Origin of the sequence: Lacisediminihabitans changchengi (assembly GCF_016634425.1) — a bacterium.
Taxonomy (GTDB): Bacteria; Actinomycetota; Actinomycetes; order Actinomycetales; family Microbacteriaceae; genus Lacisediminihabitans; species Lacisediminihabitans changchengi.
In genome coordinates this window covers 190,599-212,930 of sequence record NZ_JAEPES010000006.1, presented here as the reverse complement: position 1 = coordinate 212,930, position 22,332 = coordinate 190,599, and the positions used below count along the sequence as shown (strand labels likewise).

Below are 22,332 nucleotides of genomic sequence, written 5' to 3'. Positions count from 1 at the left end.
CGAGAGTGGTCCGCCTATCACCATGATTGCCGCGCATCGCGGGCGACCGGCTCGACCGACTTTGTCATGACGTACATCCTTGCTACTGCGTTTGCTGCAACGGTCGGCGCCGTTCGACAAGCTCAGGGACCGCATCCGGTCCCTGAGCCTGTCGAACGTGAGTGCTACCGGCCGCCGCTGCGGCGCTTGTTGTACACGTCGAAGGCGACGGCGGCGAGCAGCACGAGACCCTTGATCAGCTGCTGGAACTCCGAGCCGACGCCGAGAATCGACATGCCGTTGTTGAGCACCGCGATGATCAGACCACCGATGATGGCGCCGGTGACCGTACCGATTCCGCCCGTCACCGCGGCACCACCGATGAACACGGCGGCGATCGCATCCAGCTCGAATCCGTCACCGGCCTTCGGGTTCGCCAGGTTGAGCTGCGCGGTGAAGACCAGTCCGGCGAGCGCCGCCAGCACGCCCATGTTGACGAACAGCAGGAAGGTGACCCGCTTGGTCTTCACGCCCGAGAGCTCGGCCGCATTGAGGTTTCCGCCGATCGCATAGATATGACGACCGAACACGCTGCGGTTCATCACCGCCGAGTAGACGACCACCAGGATGCCGAGCACGACCAACACGATGGGGGTGCCACGGTAGCTCGCGAGCAGGTAGGCCACGAACACGATCAGAACGACGGTGAACACCAGCTTGGCGAGGAACCACGGCAGCGGCTCGTCTTCGACCTCGAACTTGCGACGGGCCGCGCGCTGGCGAACACCCTGGATCACGAGCAGCACCGCGGCGAGCAGACCGAGGATGATCGTCAGCGGCTCGAGGAACGACTGACCGCCGCCCAGGTCGGGCAGGAAGCCAGAGCCGAGCGCACGGAACTCATCGGGGAAGGGCGAGATCTGCTCGTTCTGGAGCGCGATCTGGGTGAGCCCACGGAACGTGAGCATTCCCGCCAACGTCACGATGAAGGCCGGGATGCGGAAATAGGCGATCCAGAAGCCCTGCCACATGCCGATGAGGGCTCCGATCACGAGCCCCAGGATGATCGCGGCCCACCACGGGATGTGCCACTCGGTGATCATCACGCCCGCCATCGCGCCGACGAAGGCCACGACCGAGCCGACCGAGAGGTCGATGTGCCCGGCGATGATGACCATCACCATGCCGATCGCGAGGATCAGGATGTAGCTGTTCTGAACGATGATGTTGGAGACGTTGATCGGCTTCAGGGTAATGCCCTGGGTGGCCACCTCGAAGAAGATGACGATCACGATCAGCGCGATGAACAGGCCGATTTGGCGCAGCTGCCCGCCCAGGTAGTTAAGGGCGGAGCTGACGATGCTCTTGGGCTTGGGGGCGGTGTCGAGGGCGCTCACGCGTGGTCCTTCTCTCTTTCCTGAGTCATGAGTTTCATTACGCGTTCCGCCGTCGCTTCAGCGCGCGGCAGGTCGGCGGTGATCCGTCCCTCAGAGAGGGCGTAGATGCGATCGCAGATCCCGAGGAGTTCGGGCAACTCAGAGGAGATGACGATGACGCCCTTCCCCTCATCGGCCAGCTTGTTGATGATGCCGTAGATCTCGTACTTGGCCCCGACGTCGATACCGCGGGTGGGCTCGTCGAGGATCAGCACATCGGGGTTCGTGAACATCCACTTCGACAGCACGACCTTCTGCTGATTGCCGCCGGAGAGCTTTCCGGTCAGCGTCTCGACATTCGGGGTCTTGATGTTCATGCTGAGCCGGTAGCCCTCCGCGACCTTGATCTCGCGGTTCTCGTCGACCCACCCGGAGCGGGCCAGCATCCCGAGCGCTGCCCCCGAGATGTTGCGCTTGATGTCATCGATGAGGTTGAGACCGAATACCTTGCGGTCTTCGGTGGCGTAGGCGATGCCGTTCTCGATGGCGGCGGACACCGTCTTGGTGTTGATCTCCTTGCCGCTCTTGAAGACCTTGCCGGAGATGCCGTAGCCGTAGCTGTGCCCGAAGACGCTCATCGCGAGCTCGGTGCGACCAGCGCCCATGAGGCCAGCGATGCCGACGATCTCGCCCGCCCGCACAGAGAGGTTGGCGTCTTTCACCACCGCGCGGGAGTGGTCGAGCGGGTGATAGACGGTCCAGTTCTCGATGCGCAGCAGTTCGTCGCCGATGGTCGGTGTGTGCTCGGGGAACCGGCTCTCGAGGTCGCGTCCCACCATCCCCTTGATGATGCGCTCCTCGCTCACCTCATCGGCATGCATGTCGAGAGTCTCGATGGTCTTGCCGTCGCGGATGATGGTCACCTCATCCGCGATCGCCTTGATCTCGTTGAGCTTGTGGCTGATGATGATCGAGGTGATTCCCTCGTCGCGCAGGCTGGAGATCAGCCTGAGCAGGTGTGCGGAATCGTCGTCGTTGAGGGCGGCGGTCGGTTCGTCGAGGATGAGCACCTTCACCTCTTTGGAGAGCGCTTTGGCGATCTCCACCAGCTGCTGCTTGCCGACGCCGATGTCCCGGATCTTGGTGATCGGGTTGTCGCGCAAACCCACGCGCTTGAGCAGCGCGCCGGCTTCGCGGTTGGTCTTGTTCCAGTCGATCCAGCCGCCGGTGGCCTGCTCGTTGCCGAGGAAGATGTTCTCGGCGATAGAGAGGTAGGGGCTGAGGGCAAGCTCCTGATGGATGATGACGACGCCAGCAGCCTCGGAGTTATTGATGTTCTTGAAGGCGACGGTCTCCCCCTCGAGCACGATCTCACCGTCATAGCTACCGTGCGGATAGACGCCGCTGAGCACCTTCATCAGGGTCGACTTGCCCGCGCCATTCTCCCCGCAGATGGCGTGGATGTGGCCACGCTGTACGGCGAGCGAGACATCCTGCAGAGCCTTGACGCCGGGGAAGGTCTTGGTGATGCCCCGCATCTCGAGAATGTTTGCTGTCACGTTGCTGGCTTCTTTCTTTCTTCGTTGAAAGAGACGGTGGCGGCGTATGACGCCGCCACCGTCCGAGGTGGAACAGTCCTACTTGAGGTCTGCTTCCGTGTAGTAACCGCTGTCGACGAGGACCTTCTTGTAGTTCTCCTTGGTCACGACGGTGGGCTGGAACAGGAAGGTCGGAACTACCTTGACCTTGTTGTTGTAGCTCTTGGTGTCGTTGACCTCGACCTTGGCGCCGGTGAGGATGTTATCGGCCATCTTCACGGCCTCCTTACCGAGCTGGCGGGTGTCCTTGTAGATCGTCGAGTACTGCTGACCGGCGATGATCGACTTGACGGATGCTGCCTCCGCGTCCTGCCCGGTGATGACCGGCAGAGCGTCCGTGGCGTAACCCGACGAGGTGAGCGCCGAGATGATGCCGATCGAGAGGCCGTCGTACGGCGACAGCACGCCCTGCACCTTCGCGCCACCCGAGTACGTGCTGGCGATGAGGTTCTGCATGCGCTTCTGCGCGGTGGCCGGGTCCCACCGCAGGGTTGCGGCCTGGGTGAATCCGGTCTGACCGCTCTTGACGACGAGCGTTCCGTCGCTGATGTACGGCTTGAGGGTGTCCATCGCGCCATTGAAGAAGAACGTCGCGTTGTTGTCGTCGGGGCTACCGGCGAACAGCTCGATGTTGAACGGACCCTTCTTGTCGGTCTTCTTACCGTCGGCATCGACGACTCCGAGGCCGGTGAGCAGGCTGGTGGCCTGGTCGACGCCGACCTTGTAGTTGTCGAACGTGGTGTAGTAGTCGACGTTCTTGTTGCCGTTGATCAAGCGGTCGTACGCGATGACTTTCACACCCGACTTGGCAGCCTGGTCGAGCTGGTCGCTCAGCGCGGTGCCGTCGATCGAGGCGATGATGAGCACCTTGGCGCCCTTGGTCAGCATGTTGCTGATCTGCTGAACCTGCTGGGGGATCTTGTCGTCGCCGTATTCGAGGTCGACCTTGTATCCCTTCGCCTCGAGGTCGGACTTGACCGCGTTGCCGTCCTTGATCCACCGCTCGGACGTCTTGGTCGGCATGGCGACGCCGACCAGGGCGCCCTTGTTGTCACCGGACGAGGTGTCGCTCGAGGCGCCTCCGCGGCCGCCGCTGCAGGCGGCGAGCGAGAGTGCCAGTCCTGCGGCTGCGATGCCGACCAGAATCTTGCGTGTCTTCACTGTGTTTCCCTTCAGATGTACGTCGTTGTTCTCTGTGGTGCGATTTCGGCTCCCGCGTACGGTCGCCTCCCGCCGGTCGCCCGGCAAGTTCGTGGGCTAGAACCCCTGAGCCAGGCGGTAGTACGCCTGGTTCCAGCGCAGTTCCCGGGAGAACTGTCGGAGGCTCGTGTGCTCGTCGATCACGACGAGTTCGTTCTTCGCGATCTCCGCGAAGTCTTCGAACACCTCCAGGCCGACCTGGGTCGACATGACGGTGTGGTGTGCGGCTCCGGCGGTCAGCCAGGCTGCCGCGCTGGTGGCGAAGTCGGGCTGCGGCTTCCAGACCGCGCGTGCGACCGGCAGCTTCGGGAGCGGATGCGGAAGGGCCACCACCTCGACGACGTTGGCGACGAGCCGGAAGCGGTCACGCATGTCGCTGAGCGCGACCACGATGCCGGGGCCGGCATCCGTGTCGAAGACCAGGCGCACCGGGTCTTCGCGACCACCGATGCCGAGCGGATGGATCTCCAGCTTCGGCGTGGAGGTGGTGAGCGACGGGCAGACTTCGAGCATGTGTGCTCCGAGGATGAGCTCCTCCCCCGGCACCATGTCGTAGGTGTAGTCCTCCATCAACGAGGCGCCGCCGGGGAGGCCGGCCCCCATCACCTTGGCGGCGCGCACCAGCACGGCGGTCTTCCAGTCGCCTTCGGCGCCGAAGCCGTAGCCATCGGCCATCAGTCGCTGCACGGCGAGGCCGGGCAGCTGGCGCAGTCCACCGAGATCTTCGAAGCTGGTGGTGAAGGCGGTGAAGCCGCCCGCCTCGAGGAAGCCGCGCATCCCGAGTTCGATCTTCGCGCCGTAGCGCAGCGACTCGTGGCGGTCGCCGCCGCGGCGGAGCTCGGGGACGACCTCGTAGGTGTCCTCGTATTCGGCGACCAGGGCATCGACCTCGGCGTCGGCGACGGCCTCGACCGCCTCGACCAGCTCGTTCACGCCCCAGGTGTTGACCTGCACGCCGAACTGCAGTTCGGCCTCGGTTTTGTCGCCCTCGGTTACGGCGACGAAGCGCATGTTGTCGCCGAAGCGCGCGAGCTTCAGCTGGTGGGTAGCCGCCCAGCCGGCCGAGGCGCGGCTCCAGGCGCTGACCTGTGCGATGACGATCGGGTTCGAGACGTGCCCGACGACGGTCTTGCGCGCGACACCGAGGCGGGTCTGGATGTAGCCGAACTCCCGGTCGCCGTGGGCGGCCTGGTTGAGGTTCATGAAGTCCATGTCGATGGAATCCCACGGCAGCTCGACATTCGCCTGCGTGTGAAGGTGCAGCAGGGGCTTCCGCAGAAGATCGAGCCCGGTGATCCACATCTTCGCGGGGCTGAAGGTGTGCATCCAGGCGATCACGCCGATCACGTTGTCTGCCGAGTTGGCGTCGAGCGCGAGGCGACGGATCGCCTCGGCGTCGGTGAGCACCGGCTTCCAGACGACGGTGACCGGGATGTCCGAGGCCGCGCCAAGGCGGGTCGCGATCTCCTGCGACTGCTCGGCCACCTGGCGCAGGGTGTCCTCGCCATAGAGACCCTGGCTGCCGGTCACGAACCAGACCTCGTAACGGGCGAGGTCGGGGATGATGCTTCTGCTGGTCATGCCAATGCTCCTGTGGGGTGCTCAGTCGATTCGTGTTGGCCGTAGACGTTCTGATACCGGTTGAAGAGGGAGTCGATCGCCGCCGGGGCGATCGGGATGGGTTCGCCGAGCTGACGCGAGATGTGCACGGTGCGCGCGACGTCCTCGGCCATCACGGCGGCCTTGACGGCATCGCGGGCGTTCTTTCCGATCGTGAAGACGCCGTGGTTCTGCATCAGCACCGCCCGCGAACGGTGACCGGTGAGCGTTGCGACGATGCCCCGACCGATCGTGTCGTCACCGATGATGGCGAACGGACCCACCGGGATCTCGCCGCCGAACTCGTCGGCCTGACCGGTGATCACGCAGGGGATCGCCTCGCCGCGTGCCGCCCAGGCGGTGGCGTAGGTGGAGTGCGTGTGCACGACACCACCGACCTCGGGCATGTTGCGGTAGACGTAGGCGTGCGCGGCGGTGTCGCTCGAGGGCGAATGCTCCCCCTCGATCACGACGCCGTCGAGGTCGCACAAGATCATGTTCTGCGGGGTGAGCTCGTCGTAGTCGACGCCACTCGGCTTGATGACGAACAGGTCGTGGCCTGGCACGCGACCGGAGATGTTGCCGCCGGTCCAGATCACCAGGTTGTAGCGCACCAGGTGATCGTGAAGGCGGGCGACGTCCTCGCGTACGGCATCGACCGCCGTCTGGTCGACGGTCATACGGAGACCGCCGCGGTCTCGGGCTCGGTGGCCGCGAGCTGCGCGGCGAATCCCTCGCGGCGCATAGCCGCCAACCGGTGCATCACGTCGTTGCCGCCGCGACCGAAGTAGTCGTGCAGGGTCAGGTATTCCGAGAACAGGAGGTCGTAAGCATCCGCCCGCGACGCGTCGGGCACGTACTGGGCGCGGTTCACCTTGCCCATGGCGCGACCGGCCTCGAGCACGTCGGCGTAGGCACCGGCCGCGACCGCGGCGTGGATGGCCGAGCCGAGCGCCGGGCCCTGCTCGCTGGCAATGGTCGAGATGGGCATGCGCAACACGTCGCTGTAGATCTGCATCAGCGTCGGGTTGCGGATGAGACCGCCCGCGGCGATGAACTCGGTCACCGGCACGCCGCTCGCGGCGAAGGTCTCCACAATCACGCGGGTTCCGAAGGCGGTGGACTCCAGCAGCGCCCGGTAGACCTCCTCCGGACGGGTGGTCAACGTGGTGCCGAGTACCAGGCCACTGAGTTCGTGATCGACCAGCACGGAGCGGTTGCCGCTGTGCCAGTCGAGCGCGACGAGACCGTGGCCGCCGACCGGCTGCTCGCGGCCGAGGTCGGTGAGGTATTCGTGGATGCTGAGGCCCGCAGCATCCGCCGCCTCGAACATGCCTCCCGGCACCTGGTTGCCCACGAACCAGGCGAAGATGTCGCCGACGCCGGACTGGCCGGCCTCGTACCCATAGAGTCCGGAGACGATGCCGCCGTCGACGACGCCGCACATGCCGGGCACCTCGGCTAGGACATCGGAGTTCATCACGTGACAGGTCGAGGTGCCCATGATGGCGACCATCTGGCCTGGCTCGGTTGCCTGCGCGGCCGGGGCGGTGACGTGGGCATCGACGTTGCCGACGGCGACGGCGATGCCCTCGGGCAGGCCGGTCCACGCGGCGGCTCGGGCCGAAAGGGTGCCGGCAGCGTCGCCGAGCTGACCGATCTCGTGGGCAACCTTGTCGAAGGCGAAGTCGGCGAAGTCGGGGTTCAGGGCGCCGAGGAAGTCGCGGCTCGGATATTCGCCGTTCTGCAGGATGCCTTTGTACCCGGCGGTGCAGGCGTTGCGCACGTAGCGGTCGGTGAGCTGCCAGACGATCCAGTCGGCCGCTTCGACCCAGTGGTCCATGCGCTTGTAAAGTTCGGGGTCTTCTTCGAGAAGTTGAAGTCCCTTGGCGAACTCCCATTCGCTCGAGATCAGGCCGCCGTAGCGGGGAAGCCACGCCTCGCCACGGGCGGCGGCGATGGCGTTAATCCGATCGGCCTGGCCCTGCGCCGCGTGGTGACGCCAGAGCTTCACGTAGGCGTGCGGGCGCCCCTCGAGACCGGGCACCTGGCTGAGCGGGGTGCCGTCGGCAAGTACCGGCAGCGGAGTGCTTGCCGTGAAGTCGGTGCCGATGCCGATGACGAGGGCCGGGTCGATGCCCGCGTCGGCAATGGCGGCGGGAACGGCCTTCTGCAGCACCTCGACGTAGTCGGCTGCATCCTGCAGGGCCCAGTCGGGACGGAGGCGTTCCCCTGTCGCGGCCAGCGTCGTGTCCATGACGGCGTGCGGATACGCGTAGGTCGCCATCCCGAGCTCGGCGCCGTCGGAGACGCGCACCACCAGAGCCCGGCCGGAGAGGGTGCCGAAGTCGATGCCGATCACGTAGCGCTCGTCCGAGGGTTCGGTCGACTCGCGCAGTGCAGTGGGCGTCGTTGCACACATCGGTGTGACTCCTTCGTCAGTGGTACTGGTGCTTGTGGTGCTCGTGCTTGTGCTTGTGGTGCTCGTGCTTGTGGTGCTCGTTCTTGTGGTGCAGAGATGCGCGAATGGAGCATCAGGAAGCGATCACATGTGAGCGATCACATCCGCGCAACCACTCTACACATGTTAGCGATCACATTACTCTCCTCGGTGCCACTGTCAAAGTGGATGCGCGGCTGATGCACGACCGTTATCGATCCGGAATGCCGCGCCGCCGTGAACGCAGTTCGGCCCCCGCGTTTCCGCGAGGGCCGAACTGTCGGTGCGGTGTTGCGACTACTTGGTGTTGGCCTTGACGAGAGCCTCGAGGCTCGAGTTGTTCTTGTACGCCTCGGCAGCGTTCGTCTTGGTCACGAGCACCGGAGCCAGGTAGTAGGTCGGAACATCAACCGAGCCGTTGTTCGTGGCCGGGGAGTTGGTCGACGCCTTCTTGCCCGACGCGAGCTCCTTGACCATGTCGATCGCCTGCTGCACGAGTGCAGTGGTGTCCTTGTTGATCGTGGAGTACTGCTCGCCGCTCATGATGAGCGGGATCGACGCGGCCTCGGAGTCCTGACCGGTGACGACGGGCATGACAGGCGTGTTCTTACCGGCCGACTTGATCGACTGGATGATGGCGCGAGCCAGGGTGTCGTTCGGCGAAAGCACACCGTTCAACTCCGTGCTCGAGTAGCTGCCGGCGAGCAGGGTGTCCATACGGGTCTGCGCGTTGGCGGCGAGCCATCCGGTGGTCTGCGTCTGGGCGATCGCGGTCTGACCCGAGACGACCTTCAGCGTTCCATCGTCGATCTTCGGCTGCAGCACCTTCAGCGCGCCGTCGAAGAAGACCTTCGCGTTCGGGTCGGTCTGTGCACCCGAGAACAGCTCGATGTTGTAGGTCTTGGCGTCCGGGAAACGCTCCTTCATGCCGTCGAGCAGAGCCTGGCCCTGCAGTTCTCCGACCTTGAAGTTGTCGTAGGCGACGTAGTAGTTGACGTCCTTCGAGTCCTGGATGATGCGGTCGTAAGCAATGACCTTGGCGCCATTGGCGGCCGCGGCCTTCACCTGCGAGCCGAGCTGCTTGCCGTCGAACGCACCGATGATCAGGACCTTGGCGCCCTTGGTGTTCATCGTCGAGATCTGGCTTGCCTGCTCCGAAGCGGTGTTGTTCGAGGGCGCGTACTGCACGTCCGGCTTGAAGCCGGCCTTGGTCAGACCGTCGGTGAAGAGCTTGCCCGCGAGGACCCAGTTCTCCGACGTCTTGTCGGGCAGTGCGACACCGATGAGGGAGCCGGACTTGAAGCCCGAGGCGTCACTGCCCGAGCTGCTGCTCCGCGCGGAACAGCCCGACAGAGCCATCAGCGCGACCCCGGCGATTGCCACGGTCGTGATTGCGATTTTGCGCATTGTGTTCACTTTCTGTTATGTGATCTGCTGGTGAGTTGCAAGGTTGGGGAGGGATCACTCCCCGGGGCTACTCCGAGCGCTGCTATGCGTTCGGGGTAGTGGATTCTGGGCGCGAAGAGGCCTCCGCGCTTTCTTCGCCGGGCTCCACCGACGGGCGGTCGAGCGGAGCGACGCCGGCGACACTCGCGTCGTCACCGACGTTCGTCGAGCGGCGACGACGGGTGAGGATGCCGATGATCGACGGACGACCCTGCCGCTTGCTGTAGACGTCGATACCGACGGCGAACAGCAACACCAGACCCTTGATGATCTGAACCCGGTCGTTCGAGACGCCGAGCAGCTGCAGGCCGTTGTTGAGGATCGCGATGACCAGACCACCGATGATCGATCCGACGATCGTTCCGATACCACCGGCGACTGCCGCGCCACCGATAAAGACGGCGGCGATGGCGTCGAGCTCCCAGCCGGTGCCGTCACCGGGGCCCGATGCACCGGCGCGAGCCACACCGATCATGCCGGCGACCGAGGCGAGCACCGACATGTTGAGCATGACGAAGAAGTTGATCCGCTTGATCTTGACGCCGGAGAGTTCCGCCGCGTGCCAGTTGCCACCAACAGCGTAGATGTGGCGGCCGACCGTGGTGTTGCGGGTGACGAAGGAGTAGATCAGCACGAGCACGCCGAGGATGATGCCCGAGATCGGGAAGCTCGTGCCGACCCGACCGGAAGCGAACAACATCGTCGCCCCGCCGGCAACGAACACCAGGACGACCAGCTTGACGACGCTCACCCATACCGGTGCCTTCTCGGCGCCCATGAGAGTCTGCGTGCGGCGCTGGCGGAATTCCTGCCAGACCAGGGCGGCGATCGCCAGGATTCCCAAGATCAGGGTGCCGTTGCTGTAGCCGATGTTCGGGCCGAAGTCGGGGATCGATCCGTTACCGATGAACGTGAACGAGTCGGGGACCGTGACGGTGTTCGAGTTACCGAAGTACTGGTTGGCGCCGCGGAAGATGAGCATGCCCGCGAGGGTGACGATGAACGCCGGAACCCCGACGTAGGCCACCCACCAGCCCTGCCAGGCACCGATCACCGCACCGAGGACGAGCCCGAGCAGGATGGCGACCGGAACGGGGAAGTGCCAGCTGACCATCGCCGTCGCGACGACGATTCCCACGAACGCTGCGACCGATCCGACCGAGAGGTCAATGTGGCCGGCGATGATGACCATGACCATACCGATGGCCAGGATCAGCACGTAGGCGTTCTGGTTGACCAGGTTGATCAGGTTGGTCGGATCAAGCGTCAAGCCGCCGGTGAGGATCTCGAACAGGATGATGATGACGACGAGGGCGCCGAGGATGCCGACCTGGCGTCCGCTGGACTGTCCACCGCCGAACATCTTGCCGAGGTCGCGGAAGTGGAATCCCGTCTTGGTGGGGGCGTCGCGATTAGCGCTCATTTGTCGTTAACTTTCTTCTTCGCCGAAGTCATACTCTTCAGGAGGGTTTCGGGGTCGGCCTGATCGGCCGGGATGTTCGCGGTGATCGCACCCTCGAAGATCGTGTAGATGCGGTCAGACACACCGAGCAACTCGGGCAGTTCGGAGGAGATCAGGATGACTCCCTTGCCCTGAGCGGCGATGTCGCGGATGATTCCGTAGATCTCGGTCTTCGCACCGACGTCGATGCCACGGGTGGGCTCGTCGAGGATGAGCAGGTCGGGGTCGGTGAATAGCCACTTGGCCAGTACGACCTTCTGCTGGTTTCCGCCGGAAAGCTTGTTCACTCCCTCGTCGACGGTCGGGGTCTTGATCCGCAGGCTCTTGCGGTAGGCATCCGCGATGTTGTGCTCGGACACGTGGTTGATCACTCCGCCGGGAGAGATCTTCGAGAGCTTCGCGGCGACGACCGAGTCTTTGATGTCGTCGAGCAGGTTCAGTCCGAGCGCCTTGCGGTCTTCGCTCACGTAGGCAAGACCATTGGCGATCGCCTCGCTCACGTTGCGCACCTGGATCTCCTTGCCGTCTTTGAAGATCTGGCCGGAGATGAAATTGCCGTATGAGCGACCGAAGATGCTCATGGCGAGCTCGGTGCGGCCGGCGCCCATGAGGCCGGCGAAGCCGACGACCTCGCCACGGCGCACGGTGAAGCTCGAGTTCTTGACGACCATGCGCTCGGAGGTGAGCGGATGCTGCACCGTCCAGTTCTTCACCTCGAAGAAGGTCTCACCGATGTTGGGCGAGCGATCGGGGAAGCGGTTCTCGAGCACGCGACCGACCATGCCGCGGATGATGCGGTCTTCGCTCACACCGTCGGCGACCACGTCGATCGTCTCGATCGACTTGCCGTCGCGGATGATCGTGATCGAGTCGGAGATGCGCTCGATCTCGTTCAGCTTGTGCGAGATCATGATCGACGCGATGCCGCGGCCCTTCAGGCCGAGGATGAGGTCGAGAAGGTGCTGCGAGTCGCTTTCGTTGAGCGCCGCCGTCGGCTCGTCGAGGATGAGCAGCTTGACCGACTTGTTGAGCGCCTTGGCGATCTCGACCAACTGCTGCTTGCCGACGCCGAGGTTCTTGATCTGGGTGTCGGGGTCGTCGTCCAGCCCGACGCGGGCGAGCAGGTCGATCGCCCGGCTCTTTGCCGCGACCCAGTCGATGACGCCGAAGCGACGCGGCTCGTTGCCCAGGAAGATGTTCTCGGTGATCGAGAGCTCCGGGATAAGGGCCAGCTCCTGGTGGATGATGACGATGCCGGCAGCCTCGGAGGAGCCGATGTCACGGAATCGCGATTCCTCGCCCTGGAAGACGATGTCTCCGGTGTACGTACCGTAGGGGTAGACGCCGGACAGCACCTTCATGAGCGTCGATTTTCCGGCGCCGTTCTCGCCGCAGATCGAGTGGATCTCGCCCGCGCGCACCCTGAGTGACACCCGATCGAGCGCCTTGACGCCGGGGAACTCCTTGGTGATCGACCGCATCTCGAGGATGGTCGGTCCCGTGGCGAAATCCTTCACCGCGGCTTCGGGTGCCTCAGTTGCCATTGTGCGCCCCCAAGGGCAGCTTGTGCTGAATGTGTACGTTCACACGTGCGTCTCGCGCGGTTGTAATCAACGCCGGACTACCTTGTCTCGTAAGGGGGCGCGGAAAAATGCCCGCTAACAGACTAAACCTTGTTGGAGGGCTTGTCGTCAAGCTGTGAACACAACAACTCTGTAACGGGCCCGAAATATTGTGTTCGGCGCACATTCCGCGCCGATGTGAACGGCTGTACGTGCCGACAACCGTGCCGATAGCGCTGTACTTCTCACCTAGAGCAAGAGTGTGCGTATTAGGGCCACTCTGCGTGGTCACCAGATTCTGGCCGAGAACTCCGCGCCTAGAAATGCCGCACCGCCTGGTGCTGCAGCACGAGGGCCGCGGCCCCCAACGCCTCGGCCCGCTCGCCCAACGACGACATGACGAGGCGCGTGCTCTCTCCCACGCTCGGCACCGCATGCCGCATCAGGCCGCGCTCGATGGACGAGAGGAAGAGATCACCGAGTTCTGCAAGCGGGCCACCGACGACGACGACCTCGGGGTTGATGAGATTGGCCACGCTGGCCAGCGCCCGCCCGATGGCCAGACCCGCGTCATCCAGCACCCGGAGCGTGGCGGAGTCGCCCGCCTGTGCTCGACTGACGATCTGCCCCACCCGAGACACCCCCGAGCGCGACAACAGGTCGAGCATCACCGAGGTCGACGCGACCGTCTCTAGGCAGCCGCGATTGCCGCAGTGGCACACCACACCGTTGTCGGTAATGGTGTCGTGCCCGATCTCGCCGGTGATGCCCAGCCCGCCATAGAACGGTCGGCCATTCAGGATGAGTCCGGCACCGATCCCAGACCCCACCTTGACGAAGACCAGGTTGTCGATCTCGCTGTGCGGACCCCAGGTGACCTCTGCCAGCGCGCCGAGGTTGGCGTCGTTGTCGAACACGACGGGAAAGCGCAGACCGTCTTCGAGCTCGACGAGGTCGATCCCCACCCACTCGGGCAGGATCGCCCCCTGAACCACGCGCCCGGCGCGGCGATCGATGGGGCCCGGAATGCCGACGCCCACCCCGAGGACCGAGCTGTGCGCGATGGCGTTGTCGGCGAGCATCTTCGTCAGAAGGTTCGATGCGGTCTCGATGCCCTCCTCGGCCCGATGCCCGACGGGAAGTTCGATGTTCTCCTCCGCGACGACGTCGTAGCCGAGGGTGGCGATGGCGATGCGCAGGTGACGTCGTCCGAAGTCGATCCCCACCGCGACGGCGCTGCGGTTGCAGAGCCGCACGAGCAGAGCGCGGCGGCCCGAACTGGTGGTCGGCTCGGTCTCGACGATGCCCGCATCCGACATGATCCGAACGATGTTCGAGATCGTGGCGGTCGAGAGCCCGGTCTGGCGGGCCAGTTCGGCCTGGGTGGACGGGCCACTGGCCAGAAGCGTGTCGGCGATGCGCTGTTGGTTCAGTTCGCGCAGGGCGGTCTGAGAGCCCGGATTGCGCGCGCTATGACGGTGTGGACGCGACGACGCTGGCATAAAAACGACAGTGCAGCAACGAAGCGTTGGCGTCAAGAAGTTAACGCAGATTATGCGAGATCGTGACCTAATTGAACACAACGAGTGATTCTCACGGGGCGAGCGGAGGCGCTGTCGACGCTCGCACCACGAGCTCAGGCGCGATCGGCGAGTAGTCGAGCTCTCGCACTCCGCCCAGCTGCCCGAGCAGAAGCGACAGCGCTCGACGGCCGATCTCGTCGAAGTCCTGCCGCACCGTCGTGAGCGGCGGCCAATAGTGCGCGGCCTCGGGGATGTCATCGAAGCCGACCAGACTCACGTCTCCCGGCACGCTGAGGCCACCCTCGTGGAAGGCGTGGGCGAGGCCCAGCGCCATCTGGTCGTTGGCGGCGAAAACCGCGCTGAAGTCGCGGTTGCGCATCAACTCGCGACCGACGTAGTGCCCGTGCTCGGCTGTCCAGTCACCGAGGATGGGCGGATAGGCCACGAGGTCTGCATCCACCATCTCGTCGACGTAGCCGCGCATCCTGGCTTCGGCCTCGATCCAGTCCTGCGGTCCGGCGAGGTGCAGGATGCGGCGGTGCCCCTGCTCGATGAGGTGGCGCACCGCGCGGCGCGCGCCAGAGACCTGGTCGACGGAGAGGCTGTGCGAATTGCGGCGGGTGGAGTCGAGCGTCACCATCGGGATGCGCATCTCGAGCTCGGTGATGGCCTGGAAGACTCGCACTTGCGGGGCGATCACGATCAGGGCCTCGATCGACTGATTGACCAGGTACTCGAGTCGTTCGCGGATGGCGTCGTAGTCGCTGGTGGCGAGGCTGGTCGTGGTGATCACGTAGCCCGCGTCGCGAGCCGCCTCCTCGATCGCGGTGAAGATGGTGGCCGGACCGTAGTTCGCCGTCTGCGAGGTGAGCACTCCGATGGTGCGCGACCGGCTGGTGACCAGCGCACGCGCCGCCTGGTTCGGGCGGTAGCCGATCTGATCGATGACCTCGAGCACTCGCTCCTTCGTGCTCGGCCGCAGTGCCTCCGAGTTGTTGAGCACGCGCGACACGGTCTGGTACGAGACCCCGGCCAGTCGTGCGACATCACGGATGTTGGGGGCTCGAACCTTCTGTGGCTCCATGAGTGGCGGTACCCGGCTTCGTTCGCGGTGTGCGCGCGGACCCGATGCCGCACTGCGGGAACCATTATCACCCCCGTCGTGGGGAGGGATCACGCGCTCAGGTCGTAGACGGTGACGCCATCGACCGTCTGCGCGGCGAAGTGCGCTGCCACCCAGGCCGCGATATCGGACGCTTCCGATGAGCCCCCGCGGGACTGCCCGAACGAGCCGGAGCCCACGAAATAGTGGATTTTTCCCGCCGCCACGAGCGTCGTGAACTCGGCCAGTGTGGGCGACGGGTCGCTGCCGTTGAACCCACCGAGTGCCATCACCGGGTCGCCGCTGGCCAGTTGGTAACCGGCGGCGTTGTTGGATCCGACCGCTGCGGCCACCCAGGTGTAGTCCGCGGCATCCGTACTGAGCAGAGCCGTGACGGCACTACTCGCGGATCCGCCGCCGAGGAGGCCGCCCATTCCGCCGCCCATTCCGCCCGTCGGCAGTGCCTGCGAGCCCGCGTTACCGCCCGGAGGAGTGCCGCCAGGAGGAGTGCCGCCAGGGGCACCCGGGCCCCCGAACCCGCCACGCCGTCCGCCACCCATGGCCCCAGACACGGTCGGCCCCGCGGTGACGATCGACCCCGTGTGCGCGGTCGACACGGTCTGCAGGGTGTAGGCGGTGGGGGCCATGAGGGCGCCGACGAGGGTTGCCGCGATGGTGGCGGCAGTCAGCATCCGTCCGCGATTCGGCAACAGCAGTAGCGCGGCCGCGATCACGCAGACCGCGAGCACCAGCCACTTCAGCCACGGCAGCCAGGTGCTCGCCTCGCTCAGGAGCGCGAACGACCAGAGCGCGGTGAGCAGCACCGTGGCCGAGGCGATGATGCGCGCCCAGAACTCGGCACGGCGCGACCACAGGAGGCTAGCCCCGACGGCGACCACCCCGGCCAACGGCGGCGCGAGAGCCACGGTGTAGTACGCGTGGAAGATTCCGGCCATGAAGCTGAACGCGACGGCGGTGACCAGCAACCAGCCCGAGAACAGGAACAGCACCGCCCGCTTGCCATCCGTTCGCGGCGTCTTCCAGAGCAGGGCGAACCCGGCGACCATGACGATGAGCGCGGCGGGCAACAGCCAGGTGATCTGACCTCCGATCTCCCCCTCGAACAGGCGAAGGATGCCGGTCGAGCCCCAGTTGCCGCCGGTACCGCCACCGCCGCCCACACTTCCGGTCTCGTCTCCCGTGATGCGGCCAAGGCCGTTGTACCCGAAGGTCAGCTCGAGAAAGCTGTTGCTCTGCGATCCGCCGATGAACGGGCGCATGCTCGCGGGCACCAGCTCGACGATCGCGACCCACCAGCCGGCCGAGAGTACGAGGGTGCCGAGCGCGCCCAGCAGGTGAAGGATGCGGGTGCCGAGGCGTCGTTGCGACATCCACAGATAGGCGGCGACCAGCACCGGCACGATGAGGAACGCCTGCAACTGCTTGGTGAGGAAGCCGAAGCCGACCACCGCGCCTGCCCACAGGATCCAGCGCACCTTTCCGCTCTCGATCCCCCGCAGGGTGAAGAACACCGCGAGGGTCATCAGCAGCACGAGAAGGGCATCCGGGTTGTTGAACCGGAACATCAGCGCGGCCACCGGCGTGAGCGCGAGCACTCCCCCGGCCAGCAGCGCGGCCCGCGCCGAGAAGTGCCGTCGGACGATCGCGTAGACCAGCGCCACGGTGGCGATGCCCATCAGCACTTCTGGCAGCAGAATGCTGAACGAGCTGAGTCCGAACACGCGCACCGAGAGCGCCATGAACCACAGGCTCGCGGGCGGCTTGTCGACCGTGATCGAGTTTGCCGCGTCGGAAGAGCCGTAGAAGAACGCCTCCCAGTTGACCGAACCGGCCTGCACCGCGGCGGAGTAGAACGAGTTGGCGTAGCCGCTGGCGGTGAGATTCCAGAGGTAGAGCACCGCTGTCGCCACGAGAAGGCCGAGCAAAGCGGGGCGCTCCCAGGTCGCGGCGGTGGTTCGGCCGTACATGATGGCGCGGGTGAGGGTGCGGATGACCGAGGCTCGCGCGCTAATCGACCATCGAGATTGGGTGCTCATCGGGTCACCAGCTGCCCTAGCGTGGCGGCGCCAACGCGATGCTGTCGGAACACCCACAGCCGCAACAACACGAACCGCAGCAGAGTGGCGAACAGGTTGGCCGCCGTGAGCACCACGAGCTCGGCGTGAGCCGAGGCGTCAGGCCGCAGCGCGTGCAGCCCGACGAGCGACCCGCTCGTGATCAGCCAAGCGATGCCGAACACCACGAGTCCCTGAAACTGATGTGCGACCGCTCCGCCCCTGCCGCTCACGCCGAAGGTGAAACGCCGGTTGGCCGCGGTGTTGGCGACGGCGGTGATGAGCAACGCCAAGAAGTTGGCCACCTGTCCGGGCACGAGCTGCTGCAGCCAGAGGTAGAGCAGGGCATAGGCGACGGTCGAGAGCACGCCGACCACACCGAAGCGCAGCACCTGTCCGAAGAAACTCGGTCGCCGCGGTGGATCGAATGGCCGCCGCCCCAGCTCGGCATAGATCGCCTGGATCGGAACGCGGCCGGTGACGATCGATCGACCGACCCGCAGCATCCCCTTAAGGTCGTCGCGGGCGGTGGACACGACGTCGACGGAGCTCGCCGGGTCGTCCACCCAGTCCACCGGAACCTCGTGGATGCGGAGGCCGCTGCGCTCGGCGATGATCAGGAGCTCCGTGTCGAAGAACCAGCCGTCGTCTTCGACCAGCGGAACCAGCTGGAGCGCGACATCCCGTCGCACCGCTTTGAAGCCGCACTGGGCGTCGCTGAATTTCACCGCCATGGCCCCGTGCAGCAACAGGTTGTAGCTGCGCGAGATGAACTCCCGCTTTGCACTGCGAGTCACCCGGGAGCTGCGAGCGAGGCGGGTACCGATCGCGACATCCGAGTGACCGGAGAGCAGGGGCGCCACCAGCGGCGGCAGAGCGCTCAGCCCGGTGGAGAGGTCGATGTCGAGATAGGCGACCACCTCCGCCGGTGAGTCGAGCCATACCGTGCGCAGCGCCCGGCCCCGACCCTTCTCGGGCAGGTGGACGACGACGACGCCCGGCAGCTCGGAGGCGAGGCGGTCGGCGATGGCGGCCGTGTCATCCGTCGAGGCATTGTCGGCGATGGTGATGCGCCAGGTCGCGTCGAATTCGGCGCTGAGGTAGTCGTGCAGCGTGCGCACCGACTGCTCGATCGCGGCCTGCTCGTTGTACACGGGCAGGGCCACGTCGAGGGCGAAGGAATCGAGTGAGTGGGCCATGCCGCAACTCTCGGCGGTGGGCCTCTGCGGAGACTATGGCGTTGCTATGGGCACGCTATGCATGTTCGCCCTGCCGGTTTCGATCATGGTTGGTCTCCGTCGATCGCGGCGGAGGGAATGAGCAAGATGTAGAGACAAGCTGGATATAGAGACAACGGGCAGGTTCGCGGCGTATGTTGTGCGCTATCTCTACGAGAGGTCGCCCCATGCCCCGCCTGTTCCCGTCACGCCGCGCTCGGTGGATCCCCGCTGCTGTGGCAGCGGCTGTCGTCACGCTCGGCGCCGTCGCCGTTCCGGTGTCGGCCAATGCCGCAGTCTCCCTCAGCTCGAAGACCCCGGAACAGGTGCTCGCCATGATCGGCGATAGCACCACCGACGCCTTCTCCGGCACCGTGAAGACCACCTCAGACCTCGGCCTTCCGTCGCTGCCCGCGGTCTCCGGCGGATCGAGCGGCACGGATTCCGACATCTCGTCAGTGCTCACGCTGCTCTCGAGCGCGCAGACCGCTCGGGTCTACGTCGACGGGCCGACGAAGGTGCGCCTGCAGGTCATCAAGCAGATGGCTGAGCAAGACGTCATCCGCAACGGAAAGGATGTCTGGGTCTACGACTCCAAGAAGAGCACGGCCGTACACACCACCCTTCCCTCGCGCCGCAGTGCCACTCCCGCTCCCACTCCCACCGCCAGCACCCCCGCTGAGGTGGCCCGCGCGATCGTCGCCAGGCTCGACAGCAGCACAAAGCTGAGCGTGGGAACCGACTCGTCGGTCGCCAACCGTTCCGCATACACGCTCGTGCTGAAGCCCAAGGCTTCCGGCACGCTCGTCTCGTCGGTGACCATCGCGGTGGATGCGAAGACGGGGCTGCCGCTCGAGGTGTCGGCGAAGGCGCGAGGACAGAAGGATGCCGCGTTCTCGATCGGTTTCAGCAACCTGGTGATCGGAAAGCCCGCCGAGCGCACCTTCGAGTTCACCCCGCCGAAGAGCGCGAAGGTGACCGAGAAGAAGGCGCCCACTCATTCGGCCCGTCCCGACTCGAAGAATCACGGCGGCACAAAGACGCCTGCTGGTGTGAAGCCCACCGTCGTCGGTAGCGGCTGGAGCGCGGTGATCGTCAGCCCGAAAGAGTCACCGCTCTCGAGCCTCGGCTCGGTGAAGCAGTTCTCGCAGCTCACCACGGCGGTCGACGGCGGACGGGTGTTCCACACCAGCCTGCTGAACGTGCTCGTCACCGACGACGGACGGGTGCTCGCCGGCTCGGTGCCGATCTCGCGCCTGCTGGCCGTGGCCGCCGCCCCGTCGCCCACGACGTGAGCGACGGCTCGCTCGCGATCGAGACGGGTGGCCTGACCAAACGCTTCGGCGGCCATGCCGCCGTTCAGGAGGTCGACCTGAGCGTGCCGCGCGGCTCGGTTTTCGGCTTCCTCGGCCCGAATGGGTCAGGCAAGACCACCACGATTAGAATGCTCCTCGGCCTGATCTCTGCCTCCAGTGGAAGCGCGACTGTGCTCGGCGAAAGCATGCCGATGGGCCTGCGGTCGGTATTGCCGAAGGTCGGCGCGCTCGTCGAGGGCCCCGGCTTCTACCCTTTTCTCTCCGGCACCGCCAACCTCCGCCGCCTCGACTCCGCCGACCGACGCGCACCGTCAGCCACCCGCACGGCCCGGGTCGAGAGCGCACTCGACCGGGTCGGACTCTCCGGCGTCGGCCGCAAGAAGGTGAAGGCGTACTCGCTCGGCATGAAGCAGCGCCTCGGGCTCGCGAATGCCCTGCTGATGCCGCGCGACCTGCTGGTGCTCGACGAGCCGACCAACGGCCTCGATCCGCAGGGCACCCGTGAGGTGCGCTCGCTCGTCAGTTCGCTCGCCGCCGAGGGAACAACGGTGTTCGTCTCCAGCCACCTGCTCGCGGAGATCGAGCAGATGTGCACGCACGCCGCGATCATGAGCGCGGGACGGTTGGTGGCCCAGGGCACGCTCGAGGAGTTGCGCCGGGTCGGCGAGCCGGGCATCCGTTTGATCACTCCGGATGCCGCGGCCGCCGTCAGCGCGCTGGCCGGGCTCGGGCTGCTCGCCACGATCGAGCATGGCTCCGCGGAATCGACGGTGGTCTCACCCCTTGGAGCCGCGGTGGATCCCGACGCCATCGTGCCCGCGCTGGTGGCTGCGGGAGTGCGCGTTCGGGCCTTCGCCGTGGAACGTCCGAGTCTCGAGGACCGGTTCGTCGCACTCACCGGTGAGGGTTTCGACGTTGCCCAGTAGTCGGGTAGGGCTGGCACTGCTCGCGTCGGAGATCACAGTGCTGTTCCGGCGCAAACGAACCTGGGCCATGCTGCTCGCGCTGGCTGCGGTGCCGGTCTTGGTCGCCGTGGCGGTCAAGATCACCGGGTCGGGGCGCGGGCCGGCGTTCATCAGCGACATCAGCGAGAACGGGCTGTTCGTCACGTTCGCCGGCCTGCTGCTCGCGGTTCCGCTGTTTCTGCCGCTGACGGTGGGGGTCGTCTCCGGCGATGCGATCGCCGGCGAGGCGAGCACGGGAACACTGCGGTATCTGCTGGTGGCCCCGGCCGGACGCATCCGTCTGCTGATCGTCAAGTACATCGGGATCGCGCTGTTCTGTCTCGCCGCGACCCTCACCGTCGCGGTCGCCGGCGCGCTGATCGGTGCGGCGCTGTTTCCGATCGGACCGACCACGCTGCTCTCCGGAGACACGGTCGGCGTGAGCGAGGCGCTGGGTCGGGCCCTGCTCATCGCCCTCTACGTGACGGTGAGTCTGCTCGGGTTCGCCGCCGTCGGGCTGTTCATCTCGACGCTGACCGACGTGCCGGTCGGCGCGATGGCCGCGACCGTTGTGCTGGATGTCGCGGTGCAGATCGCGGACTCCTTGCCGCAGCTGGACTGGCTGCATCCGTTTCTGTTCTCGCACTACTGGCTGAGCTTCGGCGACCTGCTGCGGCAGCCGATCGCGTGGGACTCGTTCGCATCGAACGCGGTGCTGCAGGCGGGCTACATCGTGGTGTTCGGCGGGCTGGCCTATGTCCGCTTTTCCCGGAAAGACATCCTCTCGTAGCGGTCGCCCGCGTGATTTCTTCCTCGAGCTGTCACAGATCGACCTCACGCCCAGGGCTGAGGGTCGATCTGTGACAAGTCGAGGGGCGGATCGACTCAGCCCGGCCATCCGTGTGCGCGAAGCGCCCGCGCGACCCTGGCGATAGTGTCAGCCTGCGTCACGAAGAGCCCGCGCTTACGCACTTGCACCACGGTCCAGCCCGCGGACCTCAACCGGTCGAGGCGATGCAGGTCGATCTCATACTGCTGGTCGTCGACTCGATGCTGCTCGCCGTCGTACTCGACGATCACCCGCCATTGACGAAACAGCAGGTCGACGCGGGCGATAAAGCGTCCTGCCCCGTCGAAAACTTCACGATTCACGTCCGGCATGGGCAACCCAGATCGCAAGAGAAGCAGCCGCAGCAAAGTCTCAGTGCGCGACTCCGCGCGACGGCTCAGCAGGGGGAGAGCGGATGCCGCGGCTCGTGCCCCTCGACCGTGGAAGTCCTCCACCGCCTTCGTCACCTGCGCGAGTGTCGCGTATGGGCGGATGTCGTACGGGTCGAGCACATACGGGTCCAGCAGGAGATGGTCGCCCGCGACGATGAGCTCGTTCTCGTCGACGACGGAGGCTAGGGCGAGCCAGGTACTCACCGAATCGGAGCACGGAAACCCCTGACGCGTGACTATGCTGGCCTCTCGCGTCTGATGCCCGACGACGC

The 22,332-nt window shown here is 65.6% G+C and carries 17 protein-coding genes; 3 read left to right on the top strand and 14 right to left on the bottom strand.

What is annotated here, in order from left to right:
- Positions 1-164: 164 nt before the first annotated feature.
- From mmsB (IV501_RS15995) to IV501_RS15935, 13 genes are all read right to left on the bottom strand, one after another.
- Complete coding sequence (mmsB, locus tag IV501_RS15995) at positions 165-1,376, bottom strand: multiple monosaccharide ABC transporter permease (RefSeq protein WP_200557318.1); 1,212 nt, start codon at positions 1,374-1,376, stop codon at positions 165-167.
- Positions 1,373-2,914, bottom strand: a complete 1,542-nt coding sequence (gene mmsA / locus IV501_RS15990) for a multiple monosaccharide ABC transporter ATP-binding protein (RefSeq protein WP_200557317.1) — start codon at positions 2,912-2,914, stop codon at positions 1,373-1,375. The genes mmsB (IV501_RS15995) and mmsA (IV501_RS15990) overlap by 4 nt, the downstream gene beginning before the upstream one ends.
- Positions 2,915-2,992: 78 nt before the next feature.
- The gene (chvE, locus tag IV501_RS15985; RefSeq protein WP_307812361.1) at positions 2,993-4,114 is read right to left on the bottom strand and encodes a multiple monosaccharide ABC transporter substrate-binding protein; all 1,122 of its coding nucleotides are present in this window, start codon (positions 4,112-4,114) and stop codon (positions 2,993-2,995) included.
- Between the two features lie 96 nt (positions 4,115-4,210).
- Entirely contained in the window at positions 4,211-5,734 is a 1,524-nt protein-coding gene (araA, locus tag IV501_RS15980) for an L-arabinose isomerase (RefSeq protein ID WP_200557316.1), read from the bottom strand.
- The gene (locus tag IV501_RS15975; protein WP_200557315.1) at positions 5,731-6,432 is read right to left on the bottom strand and encodes an L-ribulose-5-phosphate 4-epimerase; all 702 of its coding nucleotides are present in this window, start codon (positions 6,430-6,432) and stop codon (positions 5,731-5,733) included. Before IV501_RS15975 ends, araA begins: the two co-directional genes overlap by 4 nt.
- The gene (gene araB / locus IV501_RS15970) at positions 6,429-8,174 is read right to left on the bottom strand and encodes a ribulokinase (protein ID WP_200557314.1); all 1,746 of its coding nucleotides are present in this window, start codon (positions 8,172-8,174) and stop codon (positions 6,429-6,431) included. The genes IV501_RS15975 and araB overlap by 4 nt, the downstream gene beginning before the upstream one ends.
- 315 nt (positions 8,175-8,489) lie before the next feature.
- Complete coding sequence (locus IV501_RS15965; RefSeq protein WP_200557313.1) at positions 8,490-9,599, bottom strand: substrate-binding domain-containing protein; 1,110 nt, start codon at positions 9,597-9,599, stop codon at positions 8,490-8,492.
- 82 nt (positions 9,600-9,681) lie between these two features.
- Entirely contained in the window at positions 9,682-11,061 is a 1,380-nt protein-coding gene (gene mmsB, locus IV501_RS15960) for a multiple monosaccharide ABC transporter permease (protein ID WP_200557312.1), read from the bottom strand.
- Positions 11,058-12,644, bottom strand: a complete 1,587-nt coding sequence (gene mmsA, locus IV501_RS15955; protein ID WP_200557311.1) for a multiple monosaccharide ABC transporter ATP-binding protein — start codon at positions 12,642-12,644, stop codon at positions 11,058-11,060. Before mmsA (IV501_RS15955) ends, mmsB (IV501_RS15960) begins: the two co-directional genes overlap by 4 nt.
- 335 nt (positions 12,645-12,979) lie before the next feature.
- Positions 12,980-14,164 (bottom strand): ROK family transcriptional regulator, encoded by a 1,185-nt coding sequence (locus tag IV501_RS15950; protein ID WP_200557310.1) that lies wholly within the window; start codon positions 14,162-14,164, stop codon positions 12,980-12,982.
- 91 nt (positions 14,165-14,255) lie between these two features.
- The gene (locus tag IV501_RS15945; RefSeq protein ID WP_200557309.1) at positions 14,256-15,269 is read right to left on the bottom strand and encodes a LacI family DNA-binding transcriptional regulator; all 1,014 of its coding nucleotides are present in this window, start codon (positions 15,267-15,269) and stop codon (positions 14,256-14,258) included.
- Positions 15,270-15,358: 89 nt separating this feature from the next.
- Entirely contained in the window at positions 15,359-17,344 is a 1,986-nt protein-coding gene (locus tag IV501_RS15940; protein ID WP_200557308.1) for a glycosyltransferase family 39 protein, read from the bottom strand.
- Positions 17,341-18,561 (bottom strand): bifunctional glycosyltransferase family 2/GtrA family protein, encoded by a 1,221-nt coding sequence (locus IV501_RS15935; protein WP_200557307.1) that lies wholly within the window; start codon positions 18,559-18,561, stop codon positions 17,341-17,343. The genes IV501_RS15940 and IV501_RS15935 overlap by 4 nt, the downstream gene beginning before the upstream one ends.
- Before the next feature lie 254 nt (positions 18,562-18,815).
- Here IV501_RS15935 and IV501_RS15930 point away from each other — a divergent pair, with 254 nt between their 5' ends.
- The 3 genes from IV501_RS15930 to IV501_RS15925 are packed head-to-tail and all read left to right on the top strand — an operon-like array spanning position 18,816 to position 21,629.
- Entirely contained in the window at positions 18,816-19,874 is a 1,059-nt protein-coding gene (locus IV501_RS15930) for a LolA family protein (protein ID WP_200557306.1), read from the top strand.
- Entirely contained in the window at positions 19,871-20,821 is a 951-nt protein-coding gene (locus tag IV501_RS16305) for an ABC transporter ATP-binding protein (protein ID WP_307812359.1), read from the top strand. The genes IV501_RS15930 and IV501_RS16305 overlap by 4 nt, the downstream gene beginning before the upstream one ends.
- Positions 20,811-21,629: an ABC transporter permease gene (locus IV501_RS15925; RefSeq protein ID WP_234698682.1), complete on the top strand. Its 819-nt coding sequence runs from the start codon at positions 20,811-20,813 to the stop codon at positions 21,627-21,629. The genes IV501_RS16305 and IV501_RS15925 overlap by 11 nt, the downstream gene beginning before the upstream one ends.
- A gap of 95 nt (positions 21,630-21,724) precedes the next feature.
- Here the strand turns inward: IV501_RS15925 and IV501_RS16645 are convergent, their stop codons facing one another.
- Positions 21,725-22,264, bottom strand: coding sequence for a DUF559 domain-containing protein (locus IV501_RS16645; RefSeq protein ID WP_200557304.1), 540 nt, complete (start codon positions 22,262-22,264; stop codon positions 21,725-21,727).
- Positions 22,265-22,332: the final 68 nt, after the last annotated feature.